Origin of the sequence: Pseudomonas poae (assembly GCA_028869255.1) — a bacterium.
Classification (GTDB): domain Bacteria; phylum Pseudomonadota; class Gammaproteobacteria; order Pseudomonadales; family Pseudomonadaceae; genus Aquipseudomonas; species Aquipseudomonas poae_C.
The window spans coordinates 5,241,845-5,263,027 of record CP110972.1; the positions used below are offsets into that span (position 1 = coordinate 5,241,845).

Below are 21,183 nucleotides of genomic sequence, written 5' to 3' on the forward strand. Positions count from 1 at the left end.
GCAAGGACTCAGCTCAATATGGAGACCGTTCCCAAGTATTTCAAGGCGCGTGACAGATTGTCGCTGTCCAGGCTGTCCAACCAGTGCAAATCGCTCCAGCTGCGCAACCAGGTGAACTGGCGCTTCGCCAATTGGCGCGTGGCAATGATGCCGCGCTCCTGCATTTCGGCTGACGTCAGCTTGCCATCCAGATGATCCCAGACTTGTCGGTAACCTACAGCACGTATCGAAGGCAGCCCCGGATGCAGGTCACCTCTTGAACGCAGTGCTACGACCTCGTCTACAAACCCCTGTTCCAACATAATTGTGAATCTTTGTGCAATTCGTTCATGCAGCACCTGGCGATTTGCCGGAGCGATGGCCAGATTCGCCACAGTATAGGGCAAATGTGACCGACCAGATGCGCCTGCGTCAGCACTTTGCGCACTTTGTTTCAGCCGGTGTTCAGTCATGGTCTGCCCGCTCACACGCCAGACTTCCAGGGCGCGAGTGAGGCGCTGGGGGTCATTGGGGTGAATGCGTGCGGCGGATACCGGGTCCACCGCCGCCAATTGGTCGTGCAGGGCTTGCCAGCCAAGGCGTGCCGCCTCTTCCTCAAGCTCGGCGCGCACTTGGGCGTCAGCGGGGGGCATATCCGCCAGACCTTCCTGCAAAGCCTTGTAATAGAGCATCGTACCGCCCACCAGCAGCGGGATATTGCCGCGCGCGGTGATCTCGGCCATGGCCGCCAGGGCATCGGTGCGAAAATCCGCCGCCGAATAGCTCTCGGACGGGTCGATGATGTCAATCAAGGCATGCGGATATCGGGCCAACAGCTCCCTGGAAGGCTTGGCGGTGCCGATGTCCATGTCCCGGTAAACCAGGGCAGAGTCGACACTGATCAGCTCGCACGGCAGCACCTTGGTCAGCTCGATGGCCAGGTCGGTCTTGCCGGCGGCCGTGGGGCCCATCAGGAAGATCGCGGGGGGCAAGGCACTCATCAACGACCGCGCAGGAACAGTTTGTCCAGATCGTCCAGGCCCATCTGGGTCCAGGTCGGCCGGCCATGGTTGCATTGGCCGCTGCGCTCGGTGTTTTCCATATCGCGCAGCAGTCCGTTCATTTCCGGCAGGGCCAGCCGGCGGTTGGCGCGAATCGCACCGTGACAGGCCATGGTGCCAAGCAACTCGTTGATATGCGCCTGGATACGGTCACTGGTGCCGTACTCCATCAGGTCGGCCAGCACGTCAGCCACCAAACGGTTGGCCTCGGCTTGCTTGAGCAAGGCAGGAATCTGGCGGATCGCCAGGGTTTCCGGGCCCAGCCGTTGCAGTTCGAAACCCAGTTTCTGGAACACGCTGTGGTGCTCTTCAGCGCAATCGGCTTCACGCTGGCTGACCGCCAGGGATTCCGGCACCAGCAGCGGCTGGCCGCTCAGCCCTTCGCTGGCCATGGCGATCTTCAGGCGCTCGTACATGATCCGCTCATGGGCGGCGTGCATGTCCACCAGCACCAGCCCGTGGGCGTTTTCCGAAAGGATGTAGATGCCCTTGAGCTGCGCCAACGCGTAGCCCAGCGGCGGAATATCACCACCGCCTTCAGGCAAGGCCACCGCGCTCGGCTCGGCACCCGGCAGCGGCGCAAAAAATTCACGATAGGCGGCCTGCGCCTCGGCCACCGGCACGGCCGATTGCGCACGCGGGGTGTATTGGTACTGGTAACCCGCACCCGCACCGGCGCCAGGCGCGGTGTAACTCGGCTGCGGCTGCGGCGATTGCAGCAGGTTGCCAGCCAGGCTCATTTCGCCTTGAGGGCCGAACTCGCCGGCTTCCGGACCGCTCGGACGAACCACTGCCGTCACAATCGGCGCAGACAGCTGATCATCCGGGCGCACATCGCCCAAGGCGCGGTGCAAGGTGCCATACAGGAAGTCATGCACCATGCGCCCGTCACGGAAGCGCACTTCGTGCTTGGTCGGGTGCACGTTGACGTCGACCACCGACGGGTCGACCTCAAAAAACAGCACAAACGTCGGGTGCCGCCCGTTGAACAACACATCGCGATAGGCTTGGCGCACCGCGTGGGCCACCAGTTTGTCGCGCACAGCGCGGCCATTTACAAAAAAAATACTGCAAATCCGCCTGGCTACGGGAGAAAGTCGGCAAACCCACCCAGCCCCACAGGCGCAGGCCATTACGCTCGATTTCAATCGGCAGCGCCTGCTCCAGGAACCCCGCGCCGCAGATGGCCGACACACGCCGGGCACGCGCCGCATCATCATGGGCTTCGTGCAGGCTGAGGATGGTCTTGCCGTTATGGCGCAAATGAAACGCCACATCAAAGCGCGCCAGGGCCAGACGCTTGATGACTTCTTGCAGGTGATCGAATTCGGTTTTTTCGGCCTTGAGGAATTTACGCCGCGCCGGGGTGTTGAAGAACAGGTCGCGCACTTCAACCGAGGTGCCCACCGGATGCGCAGCCGGCTGGACCCGTGGAGCCATGTCACGGCCTTCGGTTTCCACCTGCCAGGCCTGCTCGGCGCTGCGGGTGCGCGAGGTCAGGGTCAGGCGGGCCACCGAGCTGATGGAAGCCAACGCCTCACCACGAAAGCCCAGGCTCATTACCCGCTCCAGGTCTTCCAGGTCGCGGATCTTACTGGTGGCGTGACGGGCCAGGGCCAGCGGCAGGTCATCCGAGGAGATGCCGCTGCCATCGTCGCGCACGCGCAGCAGCTTGACGCCACCCTGCTCCACGTCGACATCAATGCGCTTGGCGCCGGAGTCGATGCTGTTCTCCAGCAGCTCCTTGATCACCGAAGCAGGGCGTTCAACCACCTCGCCCGCCGCAATCTGGTTGGCGAGGCGCGGGCTGAGCAGTTCGATGCGCGAGCCGCTATTCAAGACTGATTCGCTCATTACTGTGCCGCCAATTCAGTGCCGGGGATGGTCAACATCTGGCCGACCTTCAATTCATCGGACTTCAGGTTATTGGCGCTGCGCAACGTTGCGGGCGAGACCTGGAAGCGCACGGCCAGCATGGCCAGGGTGTCGCCGGGCTGCACCCGGTGATCACGCGGGCCTTGGGCGATTTTCCCGGAATCGCGCAACCAGGCGATATACGTGCCCGGCGGCGGGTTCTGCTGGAAGAACTGGCGAACACCGGCGCTGATCGAACGCGCCAGGGCCTGCTGATGGCTGGCGCTGGCCAGCTTCGAGGCTTCGTTGGAGTTGGAGATAAACCCGGTTTCCACCAGGATCGACGGGATATCCGGCGATTTCAACACCATGAACCCGGCCTGCTCCACACGCTGTTTGTGCAGCGAGGTCACGCGACCGATATTGCTCAACACCTTCTGGCCGACGTTCAAGCTGGAGGTCAGCGAAGCGGTCATCGACAGGTCGAGCAGTACGCCAGCGAGCATTTTGTCTTTGTCATCGAGGGACACGTTGCCGGCCCCGCCGATCAAGTCGGAACGGTTTTCGCTGTCGGCCAGCCAACGAGCGGTCTCGGAAGTAGCGCCGCGGTCCGACAGGGCAAACACCGAGGCGCCGAAAGCAGCGGCCGACGGTGCGGCGTCGGCGTGGATCGAGACAAACAGGTCGGCGCCCTTCTTGCGGGCGATTTCGGTACGGCCGCGCAATGGAATGAAATAGTCGCCGGTACGGGTCAGCTCGGCGCGGTAGCCTTTCATGCCGTTGATCTGGCGCTGCAGCTCGCGGGCGATGGCCAATACCACGTCTTTTTCATGCTGGCCACGCGAACCGGAGGCGCCCGGATCTTCGCCGCCATGGCCGGCGTCGATCACCACGATGATGTCGCGCTTGCCGGCCGGGGCCGGAGGCGGCGGCGGCAATTTGACCTGGGGTTGCGACGGGTTGACCGGCACCGCAGGCACCGTGGCCACGCTCGGGGTCGGCGCAGGCGGCGGCGCGGCATCGGCGGCGTTGTCGAACAGGTCGACCACCAGCCGGTTGCCATACTGGGCATTCGGGGCCAGGGAGAAGCTTTTGGGGGTCACGACTTTTTTCAGGTCGATAACCACGCGCAGGTCGGTCGGCGTACGCTGGGCCGAGCGCATGGCGGTAATCGGCGTGTTGGCGGTGGAGACTTTCAAGGGCGCCGCCAGGGTCGCACCGTTGATGTCGATCACCAGGCGATCAGGCGCCGTCAGGGTAAAGACGCTGTGCTGGACCGGGCCAGACAGGTCGAACACCAGTCGCGTGTTATCCGGCGCTCGCCACAGGCGAACACTTTTCACCTGTGAAGCAGCCAGAGCATTGACAGTCATTGCCGCAAGCAACACCCCTACGACAGTAACCAACGCGCGAAAGCGCATACCTAACCCCATCAATTATTTGAATTCCAATGCCAAAGCGGCGCACCACGACTGGCCGCGCACGCTCTGGGGCAACAACTTCAGCTGACGTCCATGCTCATGCGGCGTAATGGTAATGGTCAGGTCCGGCTTTGGCAAAAAGCCTGTGCCTTTATCTGGCCACTCGATCAGGCACAGCGCGTCCTCATCGAAGTAATCACGGATGCCCATGTACTCCAGCTCTTCGGGGTCCACCAGGCGGTAGAGGTCGAAGTGAAACGCACGAATCTCCCCGATCTCGTAGGGCTCAACCAACGTGAATGTCGGGCTTTTTACCGCGCCGGTGTGCCCCAGGCCGCGAATAATCCCACGGGACAAAGTGGTCTTGCCCGCCCCCAGGTCGCCCTCAAGAAAGATCAACCCCACCCCGCCCGTGACCTGCGCAATGCGATGACCGAACGCCACCATGGTGTCTTCATCGGCCAGGAAAAGAATTACTTCAGGCACGGCGACTGCTCCTCCAGCAATTGACGAATGGCGGGGATCAGATCGCCGGCAGCCAGCCCGCGACCAAAGGTGCCTTGGCGATCCCCCGCTGTTGCGTGTAACCACACGGCCAGGCAACTGGCGTCGTACGCCGGCATGCCTTGGGCCAGCAACGCGCCCACCAGGCCGGCCAACACATCGCCCAGACCCGCGGTCGCCATGGCTGGGTGGCCTTGATCACATCGCGAAACACGTCCGTCCGGGCTGGCGATCAAACTGCCAGCACCCTTGAGGATAGCCACTGCATTGAATGTCTGACTCAACGCGCGCGCCACCTTAAGACGATCGGCCTGAACCTCGGCTGTCGAAATGCCCAACAAGCGTGCTGCCTCGCCCGGATGCGGGGTGATCACGCAGTTGGCCGGCAGGCTGACGCTGCCCGTGGCCAGCTGGTTCAAGGCGTCTGCATCCCAGACTTGCGGCTGCGTAGCGTTGGCGGCGACCGAGAGCAGGCTTTTGCCCCAGGACGCGTCACCCAGGCCAGGGCCAATCACGATCACCGAGATGTTTTCCAACAGCCCCATCAACTGGTTGGCCGAGCTCACGCCGAGGGTCATGACCTCTGGCAGGCGGGCCAACGCAGCGGGTACGTGCTCCGCGCGAGTCGCCAGCGATACCATGCCTGCGCCACTGCGCAGGGCACTTTCGGCGCTCAGTAGCGCGGCGCCACCAAAGCCGCGGTCGCCGCCGATGACCAGCAGGTGGCCGAACTGGCCCTTATGGGCGTCCGGGGAACGCGCAGCCAGTTGCGGCAAATGGCCGTGCAACAGCGGCTGTACGTCGGTTATTACGTGTTTTGTCTGCGGCATGCGTCTTCAAGCTCCGATGTCTGGCAGAATTATACCTATCTAACCTGCGGTTTCCCTTGTCTCATGCCTGCCATCACCACCGATCTGCCCGCCCTCGCCCAATCGATCAAAGACTGGGGCCGCGAGCTGGGCTTTCAGCAAGTCGGCATCAGCGGCCTGGACCTGGCCGAGCATGAACAGCATCTGCAACGCTGGCTCGACGCGGGCTACCACGGCGAGATGGAATACATGGGCGCCCACGGCAGCAAACGCTCACATCCCGACGAACTGGTGCCGGGCACCTTGCGCGTGGTGTCGCTGCGCATGGATTACCTGCCAGGCGACACCCAGATGGCGCAGCTGCTGGCAAAGCCGGAAAAAGCCTACATCTCCCGTTACGCCTTGGGCCGCGATTACCACAAGCTGATCCGCAAGCGCGTGCAGCAATTGGCCGACCGTATCCAGGCGCAAATCGGCCCCTTCGGTTTTCGTGCCTTTGTCGACAGCGCGCCGGTGCTGGAAAAAGCCATCGCCGAACAGGCCGGACTCGGCTGGATCGGCAAAAACACTCTGGTGCTCAATCGCAAGGCCGGCAGTTATTTCTTCCTCAGCGAGCTGTTTGTCGATTTGCCGTTGCCGGTAGATCCCCCTCATACCACCGAGCACTGCGGCCGCTGCACCGCCTGCCTGGATATTTGCCCCACCAATGCCTTCGTCGGCCCCTATGTGCTGGATGCGCGACGCTGCATTTCCTACCTGACCATCGAACTCAAAAGTGCAATCCCGGAAGACTTGCGCCCACTGATCGGCAATCGCGTATTCGGCTGCGATGACTGTCAGATCGTTTGCCCGTGGAATCGTTTCGCACGGCCTACCGCCGAAAGCGATTTCAAGCCACGGCACAATCTGGATAACGCCGAGCTGGCCGAACTGTTTATGTGGGACGAGGATAAATTCCTCAGCAGCACCGAAGGTTCGCCGCTACGCCGCGCCGGTTATGAGCGCTGGCTGCGCAACCTGGCCGTGGGCCTGGGCAATGCGCCGTCGAGCATTCCGGTGCTGGAAGCCTTGAAGGCGCGCCGGGATTACCCCTCGGAACTGGTGCGCGAACATGTGGAATGGGCGTTGAACCAGCACGCCGAGCGCTAGTGCACGTCGTCGTTGTAGACGAACTTGGGCATTTCCCAGTGAAACCGTATCGCCAGCAGGCGTAAGAGAAAGCCGCTGAACAGGGTCAGCAGAATCGCTTGCTCACTGGGCAGTTCCAGATAAAGGCACAGCAGGTAGAACCAGGCGGCGAGGAACGACACGCTGGCATATAGCTCACGGCGGAAGATCAGTGGGATATCGTTGCAGAAAATGTCCCGCAGGATGCCGCCGAAGACGCCGGTGATCACCCCGCTGACCGAAGCCACCAACATGCCGTGGCCCATTTCCAGGGCGGTCATGCAGCCGATCAGGGTAAAGGCCACCAGGCCCACGGCGTCCAGCGCCAGGAACAGCGAACGCAGGTGGCGCATCAGCGGTGCGATAAAGATCGTCACCAGGGCGGCGATGGAGGTCAGCACCAGGTATTCCGGGTGCTTGACCCAGGTCAGCGGGTAATGCCCCAGCAGCACATCGCGCACCGAACCGCCACCCAGCGCCGTCACACACGCAATCAGCACTACACCGAACCAGTCCATGCCGCGCCGCCCGGCGGACAGCGCGCCGGTCATGGCTTCGGCGGTGATGGCGATGAGGTAGAGCATCAGCAGCATGATGGCGATCCTTGCAAAGAGGCGCGCAGTCTAATCATTTGATGATGGCACCAAAAGGGGGCGCAAGGCGAAAGACCGTGTCGACTGCATCGCAGGCAAGCCAGCTCCCACACTTTAAGCTGTGAACACATTCAAACGTGGGAGCGGGCTTGCTCGCGAAAGCGCCAGGCCAGGCGCCAGACATTCAAGCCTTGATGAAATGCTTGCGGTAATGCTGCAACTCGGCGATCGACTCGCGAATATCATCCAGTGCCAGGTGGGTGCTGCCTTTATGGAAACTGTCTTTGACTTCCGGCGCCCAGCGCGCAGCCAGCTCTTTCAGAGTGGACACGTCGAGGTTGCGATAGTGGAAGTAGCTTTCCAGCCCCTTCATGTGCGTATAAAGGAAGCGCCGGTCCTGGCAGATGCTGTTGCCGCAGATCGGCGACTTGCCCTTGGGCACCCACTTTTCCAGGAAGGCGATGGTTTCGGCTTCGGCCTCGGCCATGCTGATGCGGCTGTCGCGCACGCGCTGGGTCAGGCCGGAGTTGCCGTGGGTGCGGGTGTTCCACTCGTCCATGGTGGCCAGCACCGCGTCGCTGTGGTGGATGGCGATCACCGGACCTTCGGCCAAGGTGTTGAGGTTGCTGTCGGTGACAATGGTGGCCATCTCGATGATGACGTCGGTGTCGGGGTTCAGACCGGTCATTTCCAGATCGATCCAAATCAGGTTCTGTGGGTTTTGCATGGCTTGATTCTCTTGGCACCTTGGCGTAGCTGCGCAGTTTAGCAGGCGGGGGCGTGCTAGACTCGCGACCGTTTTACCCAACCTTTGCATTATCGACACGGAACACCAATGGCCAAACGCCAGCTCAATCGTCGCCAAAACTGGCGCATCGAAAAGATTCAAGGTGAGCGCGCCGCTCGCGCCGCCAAACGTGAATCCTCCGCCGTAGAAGCACTCGAGGGCGGCGACCTGGGCCCCGAACAAACGGGCCTGGTGATCGCGCACTTTGGTGTGCAGGTCGAAGTCGAGGCGCTCGAAGGCGAACTCGCAGGCTCTGTGTTCCGTTGCCACTTGCGCGCCAACCTGCCTGCGCTGGTGACCGGCGACCAAGTGGTGTGGCGTGCGGGCAACCAGGGTATCGGCGTGATCGTCGCCCAATTGCCGCGTACCACCGAACTGCGTCGCCCCGACAGCCGTGGCCAACTCAAGCCGGTGGCGGCCAACGTCGACATGATCGTGATCGTGTTCGCGCCACTGCCCGAGCCCCATGCCAACCTGATCGACCGCTACCTGGTCGCGGCCGAGCATGCCGGTATCCGCCCGCTGTTGCTGCTGAACAAATTCGACCTGATCGACGAGCAGAACGCCCCGGCGCTCAACGCGCTGCTGGCGGTGTACCGCACATTGGGCTACCCGGTGCTGGAGGTTTCGGCGCATCACGGCAATGGCATGGAACAGCTGCAACAGCAGCTGGATGGGCGGATCAGCGTGTTTGTCGGCCAGTCGGGCGTGGGCAAGTCGTCGCTGGTCAACAGCCTGCTGCCGGAAGTCGACACCCGCGTGGGGCCGCTGTCGGAGCTGTCAGGCCAGGGCACCCACACCACCACCACCGCACGGTTGTTCCACTTCCCCGGCGGCGGTGAGCTGATCGACTCCCCCGGCATCCGCGAGTTCGGCCTCGGCCACGTGAGCCGCAGCGATGTGGAAGCGGGCTTCATCGAGTTCAACGACCTGATCGGCACCTGCCGTTTTCGCGACTGCAAACACGACCGCGAGCCGGGCTGTGCATTGCTCAAGGCCCTGGAAGACGGCCGCGTGCAGCAGCAGCGAATGAACAGCTATCGGTCGATTATTGCGAGCTTGCCCGAAAGCAGTTACTAACTCGCACTGCTGACAGCGTGGCGAGCGGGCTTGTTGTGCAGAGCGGGCTTTTCGTGGCGAGCGGGCTTGCCCGCGTTGGGCCGCGAAGCGGCCCTGAAAACCAGGCGACGCAGAGTATCTGATACACCGTGTTCTGTTTTATCTGGGGCTGCTTCGCAGCCCAACGCGGGCAAGCCCGCTCGCCACAACAAGCCTGCTCGCCACAACGGCCGCCTAGGTACCCGTCTTGGGCGCCGTAGGGTCTTTCACGCCGCCGTCATCAAACAGGTTCAGCTTCTGGCGCAGCTCGTGCGCCGGCAACGGCTCCTGCCCTGCCGGGATCGCGTTCGGGTCGGTAGGCACTTCACCTGGCGCGCCTGCACCTGGGGTTGGCACTGCGGATGGCGGCTGATCACCTTCGATCGCACGCTGGGCCTTTTTGGTCAGCACGACGATATCGATGCGGCGGTTGATCGGGTTGAACGGGTCTTTGTGATCAAACAGCTGCGACGACGCAAAACCCACCACGCGTGCCACTTGCGGGTCCGGATAGCTGCCGGCCACCAATGCACGGCGTGCAGCGTTGGCGCGGTTGGCCGAAAGCTCCCAGTTGCCGAAGTCGCCCTGGCCCGCATAGGGCTTGGCGTCGGTGTGGCCGCTGATGCTGATCTTGTTCGGCACCGCCTTGATGGTGTCGGCCATGGCCAGCAGGATGTCTTCAAAGTAAGGCTTGAGCCGCGCACTGCCGGAGTCGAACATCGGCCGGTTGGCGGCGTCCGTAATCTGGATGCGCAAGCCGTCAGGCGTGATCTCGAACGAAATCTGGTCCTTGAATTTCAGCAGCTGCGGGTTTTCCTCAACCTTGGTCTGCAACTCTTGCAGCAACAACTCCAGGCGTTCCTGCTCGACCTGCTCAGCCATGGCTTCGACGGTATCGCGCTCGATCGGGATTTTTCCTGCGGCGCTTCGGTCTTCACTTCCGGGTTGATGGTGCGCTCCGGCGCCAGTTGCGGCGAGCCACCCAGGTCGATCACGAAAGGCGTGCCGCTTTCCGAGAAACCAATCGGGTCTTTGAAGTAGCCGGCGATGGCAATCTTCTGCTCGGGCGTAGCGGTGGACATCAGCCACAGCACCAGGAAGAACGCCATCATCGCCGTCGCAAAGTCGGCGAAGGCGATTTTCCAGGCGCCGCCATGGTGCCCCGCAGCGAAGCGCTTGACGCGCTTGATGATTATCGGCTGGTTGTTTTCCATGGCTTAGCGACCGCGAACCGCTTGTTCCAGCTCGGCGAAGCTTGGGCGGTGCTTGGGGTAAAGCACTTTACGACCGAACTCCACCGCCAGCGATGGCGGCATGCCGGAAGCTGACGCCACCAGGCTGGCCTTGATCGACTCGTACAGATTGATTTCTTCCTTGGCATCGTGAGCCAGGGAAGTCGCCAACGGGCCGAAGAAGCCATAGGCCGCGAGAATACCGAAGAACGTACCCACCAGCGCCGCACCCACGTGCATGCCGATGGCGGCCTGGTCACCCTCGCCCAGCGAGGCCATGGTTACCACGATACCGAGTACCGCCGCGACGATACCGAAACCGGGCATGCCGTCGGCGATGCCGGTCACCGCGTGGGAGGGATGCTCCAGCTCTTCTTTGAGGCTGAACAATTCCATGTCGAACAAGCCTTCCAGCTCATGCGGGGCCATGTTGCCCGAGGACATGATGCGCAGGTAATCGCAGATGTAGGCGGTCATGCGCTCGTCTTTGAGCACGGCCGGGTACTTGGCGAAAATCGGGCTGGCCGCAGCGTCTTCGATGTCGGCCTCGATGGCCATCATGCCTTCGCGGCGGCTCTTGTTGAGGATCTCGTAAACCAGGCCCAACACCTCCAGATAGAAGGTGTGCGTGAAGCGCGAGCCGAACATGCCCAGCGACTTCTTGATCACGTGCATGGTCATGTAGCCGGGGTTCGCCTGCAGGAAAGCACCCAGTGCCGCACCACCGATAATCATCACCTCGAAAGGCTGAATCAGCGCAGCAATTTTACCGTGGGACAGGACGTACCCGCCGAGCACGCTTGCGAAGACGACGATGATGCCGATAATTTTAGCCATAGGAGATGAGTACTTGCGCCGTCGGGTTCATGGACATATTGGGTGTAGCAGAAAACTCTTGTTCTACTTATCGGCAAAACTGCGCCAGACTATAGGCCGTTAAGGCGAAAAGCCAGTTCGGCCCACTCCGGGCGTGTAGACCGCAAGTGATGATCGCGCCCCAATCATGGCTAATGAAACGACAGTCCCAACTGCAAAACCCAACTCGCTCGCCGCTTGGATCAAGCGCCTGGACGATGTGCTGCTGCCCGTTCCCCAGGCCAGCCACGACCGAGTGTGCAAGGCCATCCGCGACAGCCGCAGCTCGTTGCGAGATATTGCCGAGCTGATGCAAAACAGCCCGGCCCTGGTGCTCAGCGTGATGCGCGAGGCCAACAGCCACACCCATGGCAGCATGACGGCGCCGGCGGAAAACCTCGAAGTGGCACTCAACCGCCTGGGCCTCAAGCGCGCCGAAGAACTGCTGGCGCGCCTGCCCTCGGTGCCCGATCAAGAGATTCCCGTGGCCTTGCGCCAACTGCTGCTGGTCAGCCAGCACGCTTCGCAGCAAGCCAACGGCTTGTTCGGCAGCCGCCTGGCGCGGCTGTGGCAAGACATCCACTGGGGCAGCCTGCTGTTTCTGTCGCCGCTGTGGCCGATGGCGGTGGCCTACCCCAAGCTCCTGGAAGAATGGGAGTTGCGGGTTATCCACAAAGGCCAACCGGCACGCGCTGTCGAGCAGGAATTGTTCGGCGTGCGCCTGCTGGATCTGTGCCTGGGGCTGACCGAAACCTGGCACCTGCCGATCTGGGTATCCCAGGGCTATACCTTGCTGCGCAACGAGCAACGCTTGCTGGTCCGAGCGCTGCATATCGCCCGCGAAGATGACCCGCTGCGCCATCAGCAATTGCTCGACGCCGAACCCAACCTGCGCCGCTGGCTGAACCAGCCGGCCAATACCGTGTTGCTGGCCAACGGCCTGGCGATGTCGGCCCAGGAATCCTGGACCTGCCCGCACACCGAACGCTGGCAATACCTGACCGCGCTGTACCTGCAACAGCCGCTGAGCGACGTGCAGCAACAGGTACACCAGCAAGCCGTGACCAGTGCCCGCAGCACCCTGATGCCCGACCTCTGGCACCCGGCGCTGTCGCTGATCTGGCCGTGGCATGTGCAAAAGATTCATCGTGGCCTGCTGCCGGCACCGCCGCCTACCGCCGAGTCCCTGGCCGTGTGGCGCAAGCGCTGCACCGAATTGCTGGTGGAGCCGAGCCGCTTTGCCAACGCCATGCACCTGACCACTTGCGCACGCGAGGCCCTGGTGGCCAGCGGCATGCAGCGGGTCATGCTGCTGATGACCGATCGCGCCCAGAGCACCTTGCGTGTGCATCAGGTGGACGGCCTGCCGAAGGATGCCGCCAACCTGAGCCTGGATGTGGTCAACAGCACCCTGCTGCAGCGCCTGCTGGAAAAATCCGCCCAGGTGCGCCTCAACCCGGAAAACCATGCCCAGTTCTCGGCGTTGCTGCCGCCAATCCTGCGTCGCCTGTTTACCGGTGAGCACCTGCTGCTGCGCTCCTTGAGCTGCAACGGCAAGGTGGTGATGCTGATGGTCGCCGACCAGGGCGGCGGGCCGTTCTCGGAAACCACCGTGCAAGCCTTCGGCAAAACCGCCCAATGCATCGAAAAAGCCCTGCACAGCTTTACCAACCGCAGCGCCTGATGCTTGCGCTACAATCGCCCTCCTTTATCGCCAACATTTGTGCCCAGGAGACCTCACATGCCTGACTTCTCTGGCTTGCCGCTGGTGATCGAATCCAGCGACCTGCTTGGTCGCCTCGATGCCGAACAGCTGATTCTGGTGGACCTCACCAGTGCCGCCCGCTACGCCGAAGGGCACATCCCCGGCGCGCATTTCGTTGACCCCAAACGCACGCAACTGGGCCAGCCGCCAGCACCCGGCCTGCTGCCGCAAAAGGCGGATCTGGAAAAGCTCTTCGGCGAACTGGGCCATACCCCGGATGCCACCTACGTGGTCTATGACGACGAAGGCGGTGGCTGGGCCGGGCGGTTTATCTGGATGCTCGACGTGATCGGCCACCAGAAATACCACTACCTCGACGGCGGCCTGCTGGCGTGGCTGGAAGAAAAACACCCGGTCTCCACCGACGTGCCCGCCCCCGTCGGCGGCCCGGTCAGCCTGACCTTGCATGACGGCCCCACCGCGACCCGCGAATACCTGCAAAGCCGCCTCGGTGCGGCCGACCTGGGCATCTGGGACGCACGCGGCCCGCTGGAATATTCCGGCGAAAAAGTGCTGGCGGCCAAGGGCGGGCACATCCCCGGCGCGGTGAATTTCGAATGGACCGCCGGCATGGACAAGGCGCGCAACCTGCGCATCCGCCGTGACATGCCGCAGATCCTCGAAGACCTCGGGCTGACCCGCGATAAAGAAATCATCACCCACTGCCAGACTCACCACCGCTCTGGCTTCACCTACCTGGTGGCCAAGGCGCTCGGTTATCCGCGAGTCAAAGGTTATGCCGGTTCGTGGGGCGAATGGGGCAACCACCCCGACACCCCCGTTGAGATTTAAGGTTTAAGGACAGTTAATGAAAAAGCAGTTGTTTATCCTCAGCCAGTACCTGCTGCCGCACCACCTGCTGTCGCGGTTGGCCGGCTGCATTGCCGAGTGCCGCGTGCGCTGGTTCAAAAATGCCTTCACCACGTGGTTCGCCAAGCGTTATCAGGTGGACATGTCCCAGGCGCTGGTAGAAGACGTGACCGCCTACGAGCACTTCAACGCCTTCTTCACCCGCGCCTTGAAAGACGGCGCCCGCCCACTGGATCAAACCCCGGGCGCGGTACTCAGCCCAGCCGACGGTGCGGTCAGCCAGCTTGGCCCGATCGAGCATGGCCGGGTGTTCCAGGCCAAAGGCCACAGCTTCAGTGTGCTGGAACTGCTGGGTGGCGATGCCGCCGTTGCTGCGCCGTTTATGGGCGGTGATTTCGCCACCATTTACCTGTCGCCGAAGGATTACCACCGCGTGCATATGCCGCTGGCCGGCACCCTGCGTGAGATGGTCTACGTACCGGGCCGGATTTTCTCGGTGAACCAGACCACCGCCGAAAACGTGCCTGAGCTGTTTGCGCGCAACGAGCGCGTTGTGTGCCTGTTCGACACTGAACGCGGCCCGATGGCTGTAGTGTTGGTGGGTGCGATGATCGTGGCGTCGATTGAAACCGTGTGGGCCGGGCTGGTGACGCCGCCCAAGCGCGAGCTGAAAACCTTCCGCTACGACGAGGCCGCACGCGCGCCGATCCATCTGGAAAAAGGTGCGGAGCTGGGCCGCTTCAAGCTGGGCTCGACCGCCATCGTGCTGTTCGGGCCGGATCAGATTAAGTGGGCGCAAGAGCTGGTGGCGGGTACGCCGGTGCAGATGGGCCAGGGTATTGCACTGCCAAAAGCCTGACCCCCAGCAGTTTTGAAGCTGGCACCCCTTCAATGTGGGAGCTGGCTTGCCTGCGATGACGACGGTGAATCCAACACCGCTATCGCAGGCAAGCCTGCTCCCACATTGGTTTTGTGTCGCTCAGAGCTGCCCGTCCCGGTCGCGAAAGCCCAGCAGATACAACACACCGTCCAGCCCCAACGTCGAAATCGCCTGCTTGGCCGACTGCTTCACCAACGGCTTGGCACGGAACGCTACGCCCAGCCCGGCAATCGCCAGCATCGGCAAGTCATTGGCGCCGTCGCCGACCGCAATGGTCTGCTCCAGTCGCAAACCTTCCTTGTGGGCCAGCTCCTTCAGCAAGTCCGCCTTGCGCTGTGCATCGACAATTGGCTCAACCGCCACGCCAGTCACCTTGCCATCCACCACTTCCAACTCGTTGGCGAACACGTAGTCGATACCCAGCTTGGCCTGTAATTGCTTGGCGAAGTAGGTGAAACCACCGGACAGGATCGCGGTCTTGTAGCCCAGGCGCTTGAGTTCAGCGAACAGGGTTTCGGCGCCTTCGGTCAGGCGCAGCGACGCGCCGATCGAGTCCAGCACGCTCACATCCAGGCCCTTGAGCAGTGCCAGGCGCTCCTTGAAGCTGGCACGGAAATCCAGCTCACCGGCCATGGCGCGCTCGGTAATTTCAGACACTTGCGCGCCCACACCGGCAGCCTTGGCCAACTCGTCGATGACTTCGGCTTCGATCAGCGTGGAATCCATGTCGAACACCGCCAAACGCCGATTGCGACGGAACAGCGAATCTTCCTGGAAGGCAATATCCACATTCAGCTCCTGGGCTACGCTCAGGAATTCGGCGCGCAGGGCTTGCGGGTCGGCCGGCTCACCGCGCACCGAGAACTCGATGCAGCCCTTGCCTTTGTCCGCCGGGGTGTCCAAGGGCATGCGGCCCGACAGACGGTCGATATGGTCGATATTCAAGCCGTACTGCGCCGTAATAGAGCTGACGCGCTGCAACTGTTCGGCGGTTACCTTGCGGGTCAGCAGGGTCACGATATGGCGTTTTTTGCCCTGACCTTCCACCCAGTGCTGGTAATCCGCCTCGGAGACCGGGGTGAAACGCACCTGTTGGTCCAGCTTATACGCCGTAAACAGGATGTCCTTGAGCACGGACGACGCCTGCTCGGTGCTCGGAATCTCGACGAGGATGCCGAACGACAGGGTGTCGTGGATCACCGCCTGGCCGATGTCGAGAATGTTCACACCACCCTGGGCCAGAACACCGGTAATGGCGGCGGTGAGACCCGGTCGGTCAACACCTGTGATGTTTATCAGGACAATTTCGCGCAAGGCGCACCCCCAGGCTGGAAAAAAACCGCATTCTACCCACTTTCAGTGACCATCGGGCACAGCCAGCGCTTTGCCGGTTCTAGGGCTGTCGCTATACTGCGCGTCAACTTCACGGACCAAGAGCCGAGCGCAAGTGAACCGGCCCACGCCAGTAAAAACCGATAACTTCTTTCTGCTGATCTTCCGGGCACTGCGCCACCGCCGTGTACCGATCGCATTACGCATCGCCAGCCATAACGTGATCCTGGTCGCTCTGGCCCTGGTGATCTATGCCTGCGTGATGGGTTTGCAGTTCAAGCAGGCCATGCACGAGCAGGCCGACGCCCTGGGCGAGAGCCTGACCACCCAGACCGCTACGTCGGCGACCGAGCTGCTGGTGTCCAACGACATTCTCAGCCTCAACGTGCTGCTCAACAACCTGACCAAGAACCCGCTGGTGGCCCACGCCGCCATCTACAGCGTGGACAACCGGATCATGGCCGAAGCCGGGCAGCGCCCGAAAAACGGCCTGCTGGGCGAAGCCGAAGGTTTGTACCAGAGCAATATTACGTTTCAGGATGTGAAGGCCGGCCAACTGCGTATCAGCCTCGACATGCAGCAGTTCCAGCAGCCGATGACCATCAGCCTGCAGAGCATGGGCATTCTCAGCGCCATCCTGCTGGCATTGGCCCTGGCCTTGAGCCTGCGCCTGGGTCGGCATATCTCCACGCCACTGATGCAGCTGCGCATCTGGCTGCGCGATATCGACGAACACACCCCGGCCACCGACCGCCAGGATGAGATCGGCGACCTTGCGCGCCAGCTCCACGCCAGCTTCGCACCGGAACCGATGGTGCGCGAGGTTGAGCCCGAGCCTGAGTTCGACGAGACCGAGTACGACGACGAACCTGAGTTTGAAGTGCGAGACCTGCGCGACCCGGGCTTTGACGAAAGCGCCCCGGTGGCGGGCTTGAAACCTGCCACCCGCCAGGCATTCAAGGCCGAAGAAGACGAGCTGGACGGCGAAGACCCATTCGCCGACCTGCGCGACACCTCGGCCAACAGCCCGGCCGTCGCGCCCAAGCCTGTACCCGCACGCAATGCCGAGCCCCAGCACAGCGCCGTGCTGGCTGTGCAATTGGGTGCCCAGGACCAGTTGCGTCGCCTGCCCCGCGCCCGCCTCACCGAATTGCTGGAACGTTACCGCGATTGCCTCGACCAGGCCGCCTCGCTGTACCAGAGCGAGCTGCACACCCTGAACGATGGCAGCACGCTGATGCTGTTCCACAGTGAAGACAGCGGCGAAGACTACCTGACCAACGCAATCTGCTGCGGTGAACTGCTACGCGCCCTGGGCCATGAGTTGCAGATTGAAGTGGCCGACAGCGGCATTACCTTGCAATTGCAGCTTGGTTTAACGGTGGGCGACGACCTGTTCGGCATGAGCCAGATCGACCTGCTGCTGACGGAAATAGCCCAGGACGCCCTGGCCTTGTCCCAGCACAGCCGCAACCTGCTGTTGGTGGAACGCAAGATCAGTGAAGACACGCTGATCCGCCAGCGCGCACGCATTCGCCCGATTGCCAGCCCAGAAGGGGCGAGTTGCGTAGAACGGCTGATGGAGCCGTATCCATCGATGCTGGAACGCCAGCTGGCACGCATGCATGAGACCCGCGCCAAACCCTGACGCGAGTCGTGTGGCGGCCTTGTGTGGCGAACAGGCTATTGCACTGAGGGCCTTTTGTGGCGAGCGGGCTTGCCCGCGTTGGAGTGCGAAGCGCTCCCAGGATTTCTGGGGCTGCTTCGCAACCCAACGCGGGCAAGCCCGCTCGCCACAACAGGCACTCTCTTCATAAGTCAGATCCTGCACAAACAAAAAGGCCCGCTTACTCAGCGGGCCTTTTGTTTGTGCGCGATTGTGATCAGAACCTGAACACTTCCATGTCCGTACGAATCGGCACCGCCATCGGCATTTTTGGCTTCTGCGGCGCTGCCGGCTTAGCCTGTACCGGGGCTTGCTTGCGCGGCGCCTCGGCAATCGGGGGCTGGTTGGCCAGCGGCTTGAGGGCCACCGACAACTGCTGCGCCAGGTGCTGCAACAGCACGCCCTGGGCCTGAACCTGGGACGCGGTGGTGCCGGTGTGTTCTTCCTGCAGGTGCACGATGCGGTTATCACGCACCTGACCACGGCGGTCGATCAAACGCCATTGCGCGTCGAGGATCGCCGGCTGCGAGGTACCGGAGTCGAGCCGAGTAATGGTCAGCAAAACCTGCACATCCGGGGTGAAGCCGGTGGGTGCGGGTGCGAGCACCACACGCTGGCTGTCCAGATGGCCAGCCACCTGGCGCAACATCAGCTGATTGATGTCGGACGACAAACTGCCCGCCCAACGGCCATCGATGGAACCTTGCAGGCTGCCGTCGTTCTGACGTTGCAGCAGGGTTTCGCGTTGCAGGTAGTCAGCCACGACTACCGGGCCCAGCAAAACGGCCATGCCAGCCGTTTGGGCTGGCTGAGCCGGACTTCCGCTGTCCAGCTGGTACAGCGACACCGGCTGATGTGTGCTGCAACCCGCCAGGCCCAAAAGGCCAGCGAGCATGAAAATAAAAGGAAGGCGTGGAGCAGTCATCATCCCATCCAGGTGGCTGCCACAAGGCGAACCACAATGTAATACTTAAAAACAACCTAAACACGCTCGGCCACGCCGGCGCTGGAAAGGCCATATCATCCGTGAATATGCGCCATGACTCCAGCGCCAAAGCGTCGATCTACGCGTTAAATCGTAGATCGAGGGCTCTAATCCGCCTTAAACGGGCGTTTCCACCAACAAAGCATCCACACGCTGGAAGCCCCGAGGCAGTTTGTTACCACGACGACCACGCTCGCCCTTGTAGTGCTCCAGGTCGTCCGGGCGCAATGACAGGGTGCGCTTGCCGGCCTGAAGCACCAGGGTAGAACCTTCCGGGATGACGGCGATGTCGGTCACGTACTCTTCGCGACTGGCCACCCGCTCGCCGGGAATCCCGATAATCTTGTTGCCTTTGCCTTTGCCCAACTGCGGCAAATCACTGATCTTGAACACCAGCAAGCGCCCTTCGGTGGTCACCGACGCCAGCCAATTGCTCTCGCGGTCGTCCACCGGACGCGGCAGGATCACCTTGGCATTGTTCGGCAGGCTCAACAGCGCCTTGCCCGCCTTGTTCTTGGCCTGCAGGTCTTCACCCTTGACCACGAAACCGTAACCCGCGTCGGAGGCGATCACGTACAGCGAATCGTCGTCCGGCAGCAGCACGCATTCAAAGTTCGCCCCCGGTGGCGGCGTCAGGCGCCCGGTCAACGGCTCGCCCTGCCCCCGCGCTGATGGCAAGGTATGGGCTGGCACCGAGTAACTGCGCCCGGTGGAATCGATAAACACCGCAAATTGATTGGAGCGCCCGGCGGCAGCGGTCTTGAAGCCATCACCAGCCTTGTACGACAAACCGGTGGCGTCAATATCATGCCCTTTGGCGGAGCGAACCCAACCCTTTTCCGACAGAACGACGGTAATCTTCTCGTTAGGCAGCAGCTCGGTTTCTGTCAGAGCCTTGGCTTCAGCGCGCTCAACGATCGGCGAACGACGGTCGTCGCCGTAGGTTTCGGCGTCTTTGATCAGCTCGCTGCGCACCAGCTTCTTGAGCTTGGCTTCGCTGCCCAGCAGGGCTTGCAGCTTGGCTTGCTCCTTGAGCAGCGCATCCTGCTCGTCGCGCAGCTTCATCTCTTCCAGTCGCGCCAACTGACGCAAACGGGTGTCGAGGATGTAGTCGGCCTGGATCTCGCTCAGCTCGAAACGCGCGATCAGCTCGGCTTTCGGGTGCTCGGCGGTCCGAATGATGTGAATCACTTCGTCCAGGTTGAGGTAGGCAATCAGCAAACCGTCCAACAGGTGCAGGCGGCGCTCGACCTTGTCGAGGCGAAATTGCAGGCGGCGGCGCACGGTCTGTACGCGGAACTCCAGCCATTCCACCAGCAAGTTGCGCAGGTTTTTCAGCTGCGGCTTGCCGTCCAGGCCGATGATGTTGACGTTGACCCGGTAGCTGGACTCCAAGTCCGTGCTGGCAAACAGATGCTGCATCAGCACTTCGTGGTCGACCCGGCTGTTGGTCGGGATGATCACGATACGGCACGGGTTTTCGTGGTCTGACTCATCACGCAGGTCAGCAACTTGCGGCAATTTCGACGGTTTTGCCTGCATCAGCGCGGCAATTTGCTCCAGCACCTTGGCGCCGGAAACCTGGTGCGGCAGCGCGGTGACAATAATGTCGCCGTCTTCAATGTGGTACACGGCGCGCATGCGCACCGAACCCTTGCCGGTCTCGTACATCTTCAGCAGGTCGGCACGCGGCGTGATGATTTCCGCTTCGGTCGGGTAATCCGGGCCCTGGATATGCTCGCAAAGCTGCTCGACCGTGGCTTTGGGCTCATCCAGCAAACGTACGCACGCCGTGGCGACTTCGCGCAAGTTATGCGGTGGCACGTCGGTGGCCATGCCGACGGCGATGCCGGTGGTGCCATTGAGCAGGATATTCGGCAAACGTGCCGGCAATACCAGGGGCTCGTCGAGAGTGCCGTCGAAGTTCGGGCCCCAATTTGCGGTGCCCTGGCCCAATTCGCTCAGCAATACTTCCGAATACCGCGACAGGCGTGCCTCGGTATACCGCATGGCGGCAAAAGACTTGGGATCATCCGGTGCACCCCAGTTGCCCTGGCCGTCTACCAGGGTGTAGCGGTAGCTGAACGGCTGAGCCATGAGCACCATGGCTTCATAGCAGGCCGAGTCGCCGTGGGGGTGGAACTTACCGAGCACGTCACCGACGGTACGCGCCGATTTCTTGTGCTTGGAATCTGCGTCCAGGCCCAACTCACTCATGGCGTAGATGATGCGCCGTTGCACAGGCTTCAGGCCGTCGCCGATATGCGGCAAGGCACGGTCCATGATCACGTACATGGAGTAGTTGAGGTAGGCATTTTCGGTGAAGTCAGCCAGCGACCGGCGTTCTACGCCATCTAAGCTGTCTGCGAGGATGTCACTCATGCG

Annotated in this window: 16 protein-coding genes and 2 pseudogenes; 6 read left to right on the forward strand and 12 right to left on the reverse strand. The window is 62.0% G+C overall.

Annotation, left to right across the window (positions count from 1 at the left end; genetic code table 11):
• Window positions 1-8: 8 nt before the first annotated feature.
• The 5 genes and pseudogenes from miaA to LRS56_23895 form a co-directional block, all read right to left on the reverse strand.
• Entirely contained in the window at window positions 9-980 is a 972-nt protein-coding gene (gene miaA, locus LRS56_23875) for a tRNA (adenosine(37)-N6)-dimethylallyltransferase MiaA (protein WDU61800.1), read from the reverse strand.
• A pseudogene (gene mutL, locus LRS56_23880) lies at window positions 980-2,879 on the reverse strand (DNA mismatch repair endonuclease MutL). The gene miaA and the pseudogene mutL overlap by 1 nt, the downstream one beginning before the upstream one ends.
• A gap of 14 nt (window positions 2,880-2,893) precedes the next feature.
• Window positions 2,894-4,327, reverse strand: a complete 1,434-nt coding sequence (locus LRS56_23885; GenBank protein WDU65804.1) for an N-acetylmuramoyl-L-alanine amidase — start codon at window positions 4,325-4,327, stop codon at window positions 2,894-2,896.
• Window positions 4,328-4,330: 3 nt separating this feature from the next.
• Entirely contained in the window at window positions 4,331-4,801 is a 471-nt protein-coding gene (gene tsaE, locus LRS56_23890) for a tRNA (adenosine(37)-N6)-threonylcarbamoyltransferase complex ATPase subunit type 1 TsaE (protein ID WDU61801.1), read from the reverse strand.
• On the reverse strand, window positions 4,789-5,649 hold the full coding sequence (locus tag LRS56_23895; protein ID WDU61802.1) for an NAD(P)H-hydrate dehydratase: 861 nt from the start codon (window positions 5,647-5,649) through the stop codon (window positions 4,789-4,791). Before LRS56_23895 ends, tsaE begins: the two co-directional genes overlap by 13 nt.
• A gap of 63 nt (window positions 5,650-5,712) precedes the next feature.
• Between LRS56_23895 and queG the strand changes: the two genes are divergently transcribed.
• On the forward strand, window positions 5,713-6,777 hold the full coding sequence (gene queG / locus LRS56_23900; protein WDU61803.1) for a tRNA epoxyqueuosine(34) reductase QueG: 1,065 nt from the start codon (window positions 5,713-5,715) through the stop codon (window positions 6,775-6,777).
• Here the strand turns inward: queG and LRS56_23905 are convergent.
• Both LRS56_23905 and orn read right to left on the reverse strand, forming a co-directional pair.
• The gene (locus tag LRS56_23905; protein ID WDU65805.1) at window positions 6,774-7,391 is read right to left on the reverse strand and encodes a trimeric intracellular cation channel family protein; all 618 of its coding nucleotides are present in this window, start codon (window positions 7,389-7,391) and stop codon (window positions 6,774-6,776) included. The genes queG and LRS56_23905 overlap by 4 nt on opposite strands.
• A gap of 181 nt (window positions 7,392-7,572) precedes the next feature.
• Window positions 7,573-8,115 (reverse strand): oligoribonuclease, encoded by a 543-nt coding sequence (gene orn / locus LRS56_23910; GenBank protein WDU61804.1) that lies wholly within the window; start codon window positions 8,113-8,115, stop codon window positions 7,573-7,575.
• Window positions 8,116-8,223: 108 nt separating this feature from the next.
• On the opposite strand from orn, the gene rsgA reads away from it, so the two are divergent.
• Window positions 8,224-9,255 (forward strand): small ribosomal subunit biogenesis GTPase RsgA, encoded by a 1,032-nt coding sequence (gene rsgA / locus LRS56_23915; GenBank protein ID WDU61805.1) that lies wholly within the window; start codon window positions 8,224-8,226, stop codon window positions 9,253-9,255.
• Window positions 9,256-9,468: 213 nt separating this feature from the next.
• Here the strand turns inward: rsgA and motB are convergent.
• Window positions 9,469-10,487: pseudogene (gene motB / locus LRS56_23920) on the reverse strand (flagellar motor protein MotB).
• A gap of 3 nt (window positions 10,488-10,490) precedes the next feature.
• The gene (gene motA, locus LRS56_23925) at window positions 10,491-11,342 is read right to left on the reverse strand and encodes a flagellar motor stator protein MotA (GenBank protein ID WDU61806.1); all 852 of its coding nucleotides are present in this window, start codon (window positions 11,340-11,342) and stop codon (window positions 10,491-10,493) included.
• Window positions 11,343-11,508: 166 nt separating this feature from the next.
• On the opposite strand from motA, the gene LRS56_23930 reads away from it, so the two are divergent.
• The 3 genes from LRS56_23930 to asd are packed head-to-tail and all read left to right on the forward strand — an operon-like array spanning window position 11,509 to window position 14,794.
• Window positions 11,509-13,044: an HDOD domain-containing protein gene (locus tag LRS56_23930; protein WDU61807.1), complete on the forward strand. Its 1,536-nt coding sequence runs from the start codon at window positions 11,509-11,511 to the stop codon at window positions 13,042-13,044.
• A gap of 57 nt (window positions 13,045-13,101) precedes the next feature.
• Window positions 13,102-13,917, forward strand: coding sequence for a rhodanese-like domain-containing protein (locus LRS56_23935; protein WDU61808.1), 816 nt, complete (start codon window positions 13,102-13,104; stop codon window positions 13,915-13,917).
• A gap of 16 nt (window positions 13,918-13,933) precedes the next feature.
• A complete protein-coding gene (gene asd / locus LRS56_23940; GenBank protein WDU61809.1) occupies window positions 13,934-14,794 on the forward strand; it encodes an archaetidylserine decarboxylase in 861 nt (286 codons plus the stop codon).
• A 120-nt stretch (window positions 14,795-14,914) separates the two neighbouring features.
• On the opposite strand, the gene serB is transcribed toward asd, so the two are convergent.
• Window positions 14,915-16,129, reverse strand: a complete 1,215-nt coding sequence (serB, locus tag LRS56_23945; GenBank protein WDU61810.1) for a phosphoserine phosphatase SerB — start codon at window positions 16,127-16,129, stop codon at window positions 14,915-14,917.
• Between the two features lie 133 nt (window positions 16,130-16,262).
• Here serB and LRS56_23950 point away from each other — a divergent pair, with 133 nt between their 5' ends.
• Window positions 16,263-17,795, forward strand: coding sequence for an AhpA/YtjB family protein (locus LRS56_23950; protein ID WDU61811.1), 1,533 nt, complete (start codon window positions 16,263-16,265; stop codon window positions 17,793-17,795).
• A gap of 235 nt (window positions 17,796-18,030) precedes the next feature.
• On the opposite strand, the gene LRS56_23955 is transcribed toward LRS56_23950, so the two are convergent.
• A complete protein-coding gene (locus LRS56_23955) occupies window positions 18,031-18,738 on the reverse strand; it encodes an ABC-type transport auxiliary lipoprotein family protein (protein ID WDU61812.1) in 708 nt (235 codons plus the stop codon).
• A 177-nt stretch (window positions 18,739-18,915) separates the two neighbouring features.
• Entirely contained in the window at window positions 18,916-21,180 is a 2,265-nt protein-coding gene (parC, locus tag LRS56_23960) for a DNA topoisomerase IV subunit A (GenBank protein ID WDU61813.1), read from the reverse strand.
• Window positions 21,181-21,183 lie beyond the last annotated feature (3 nt).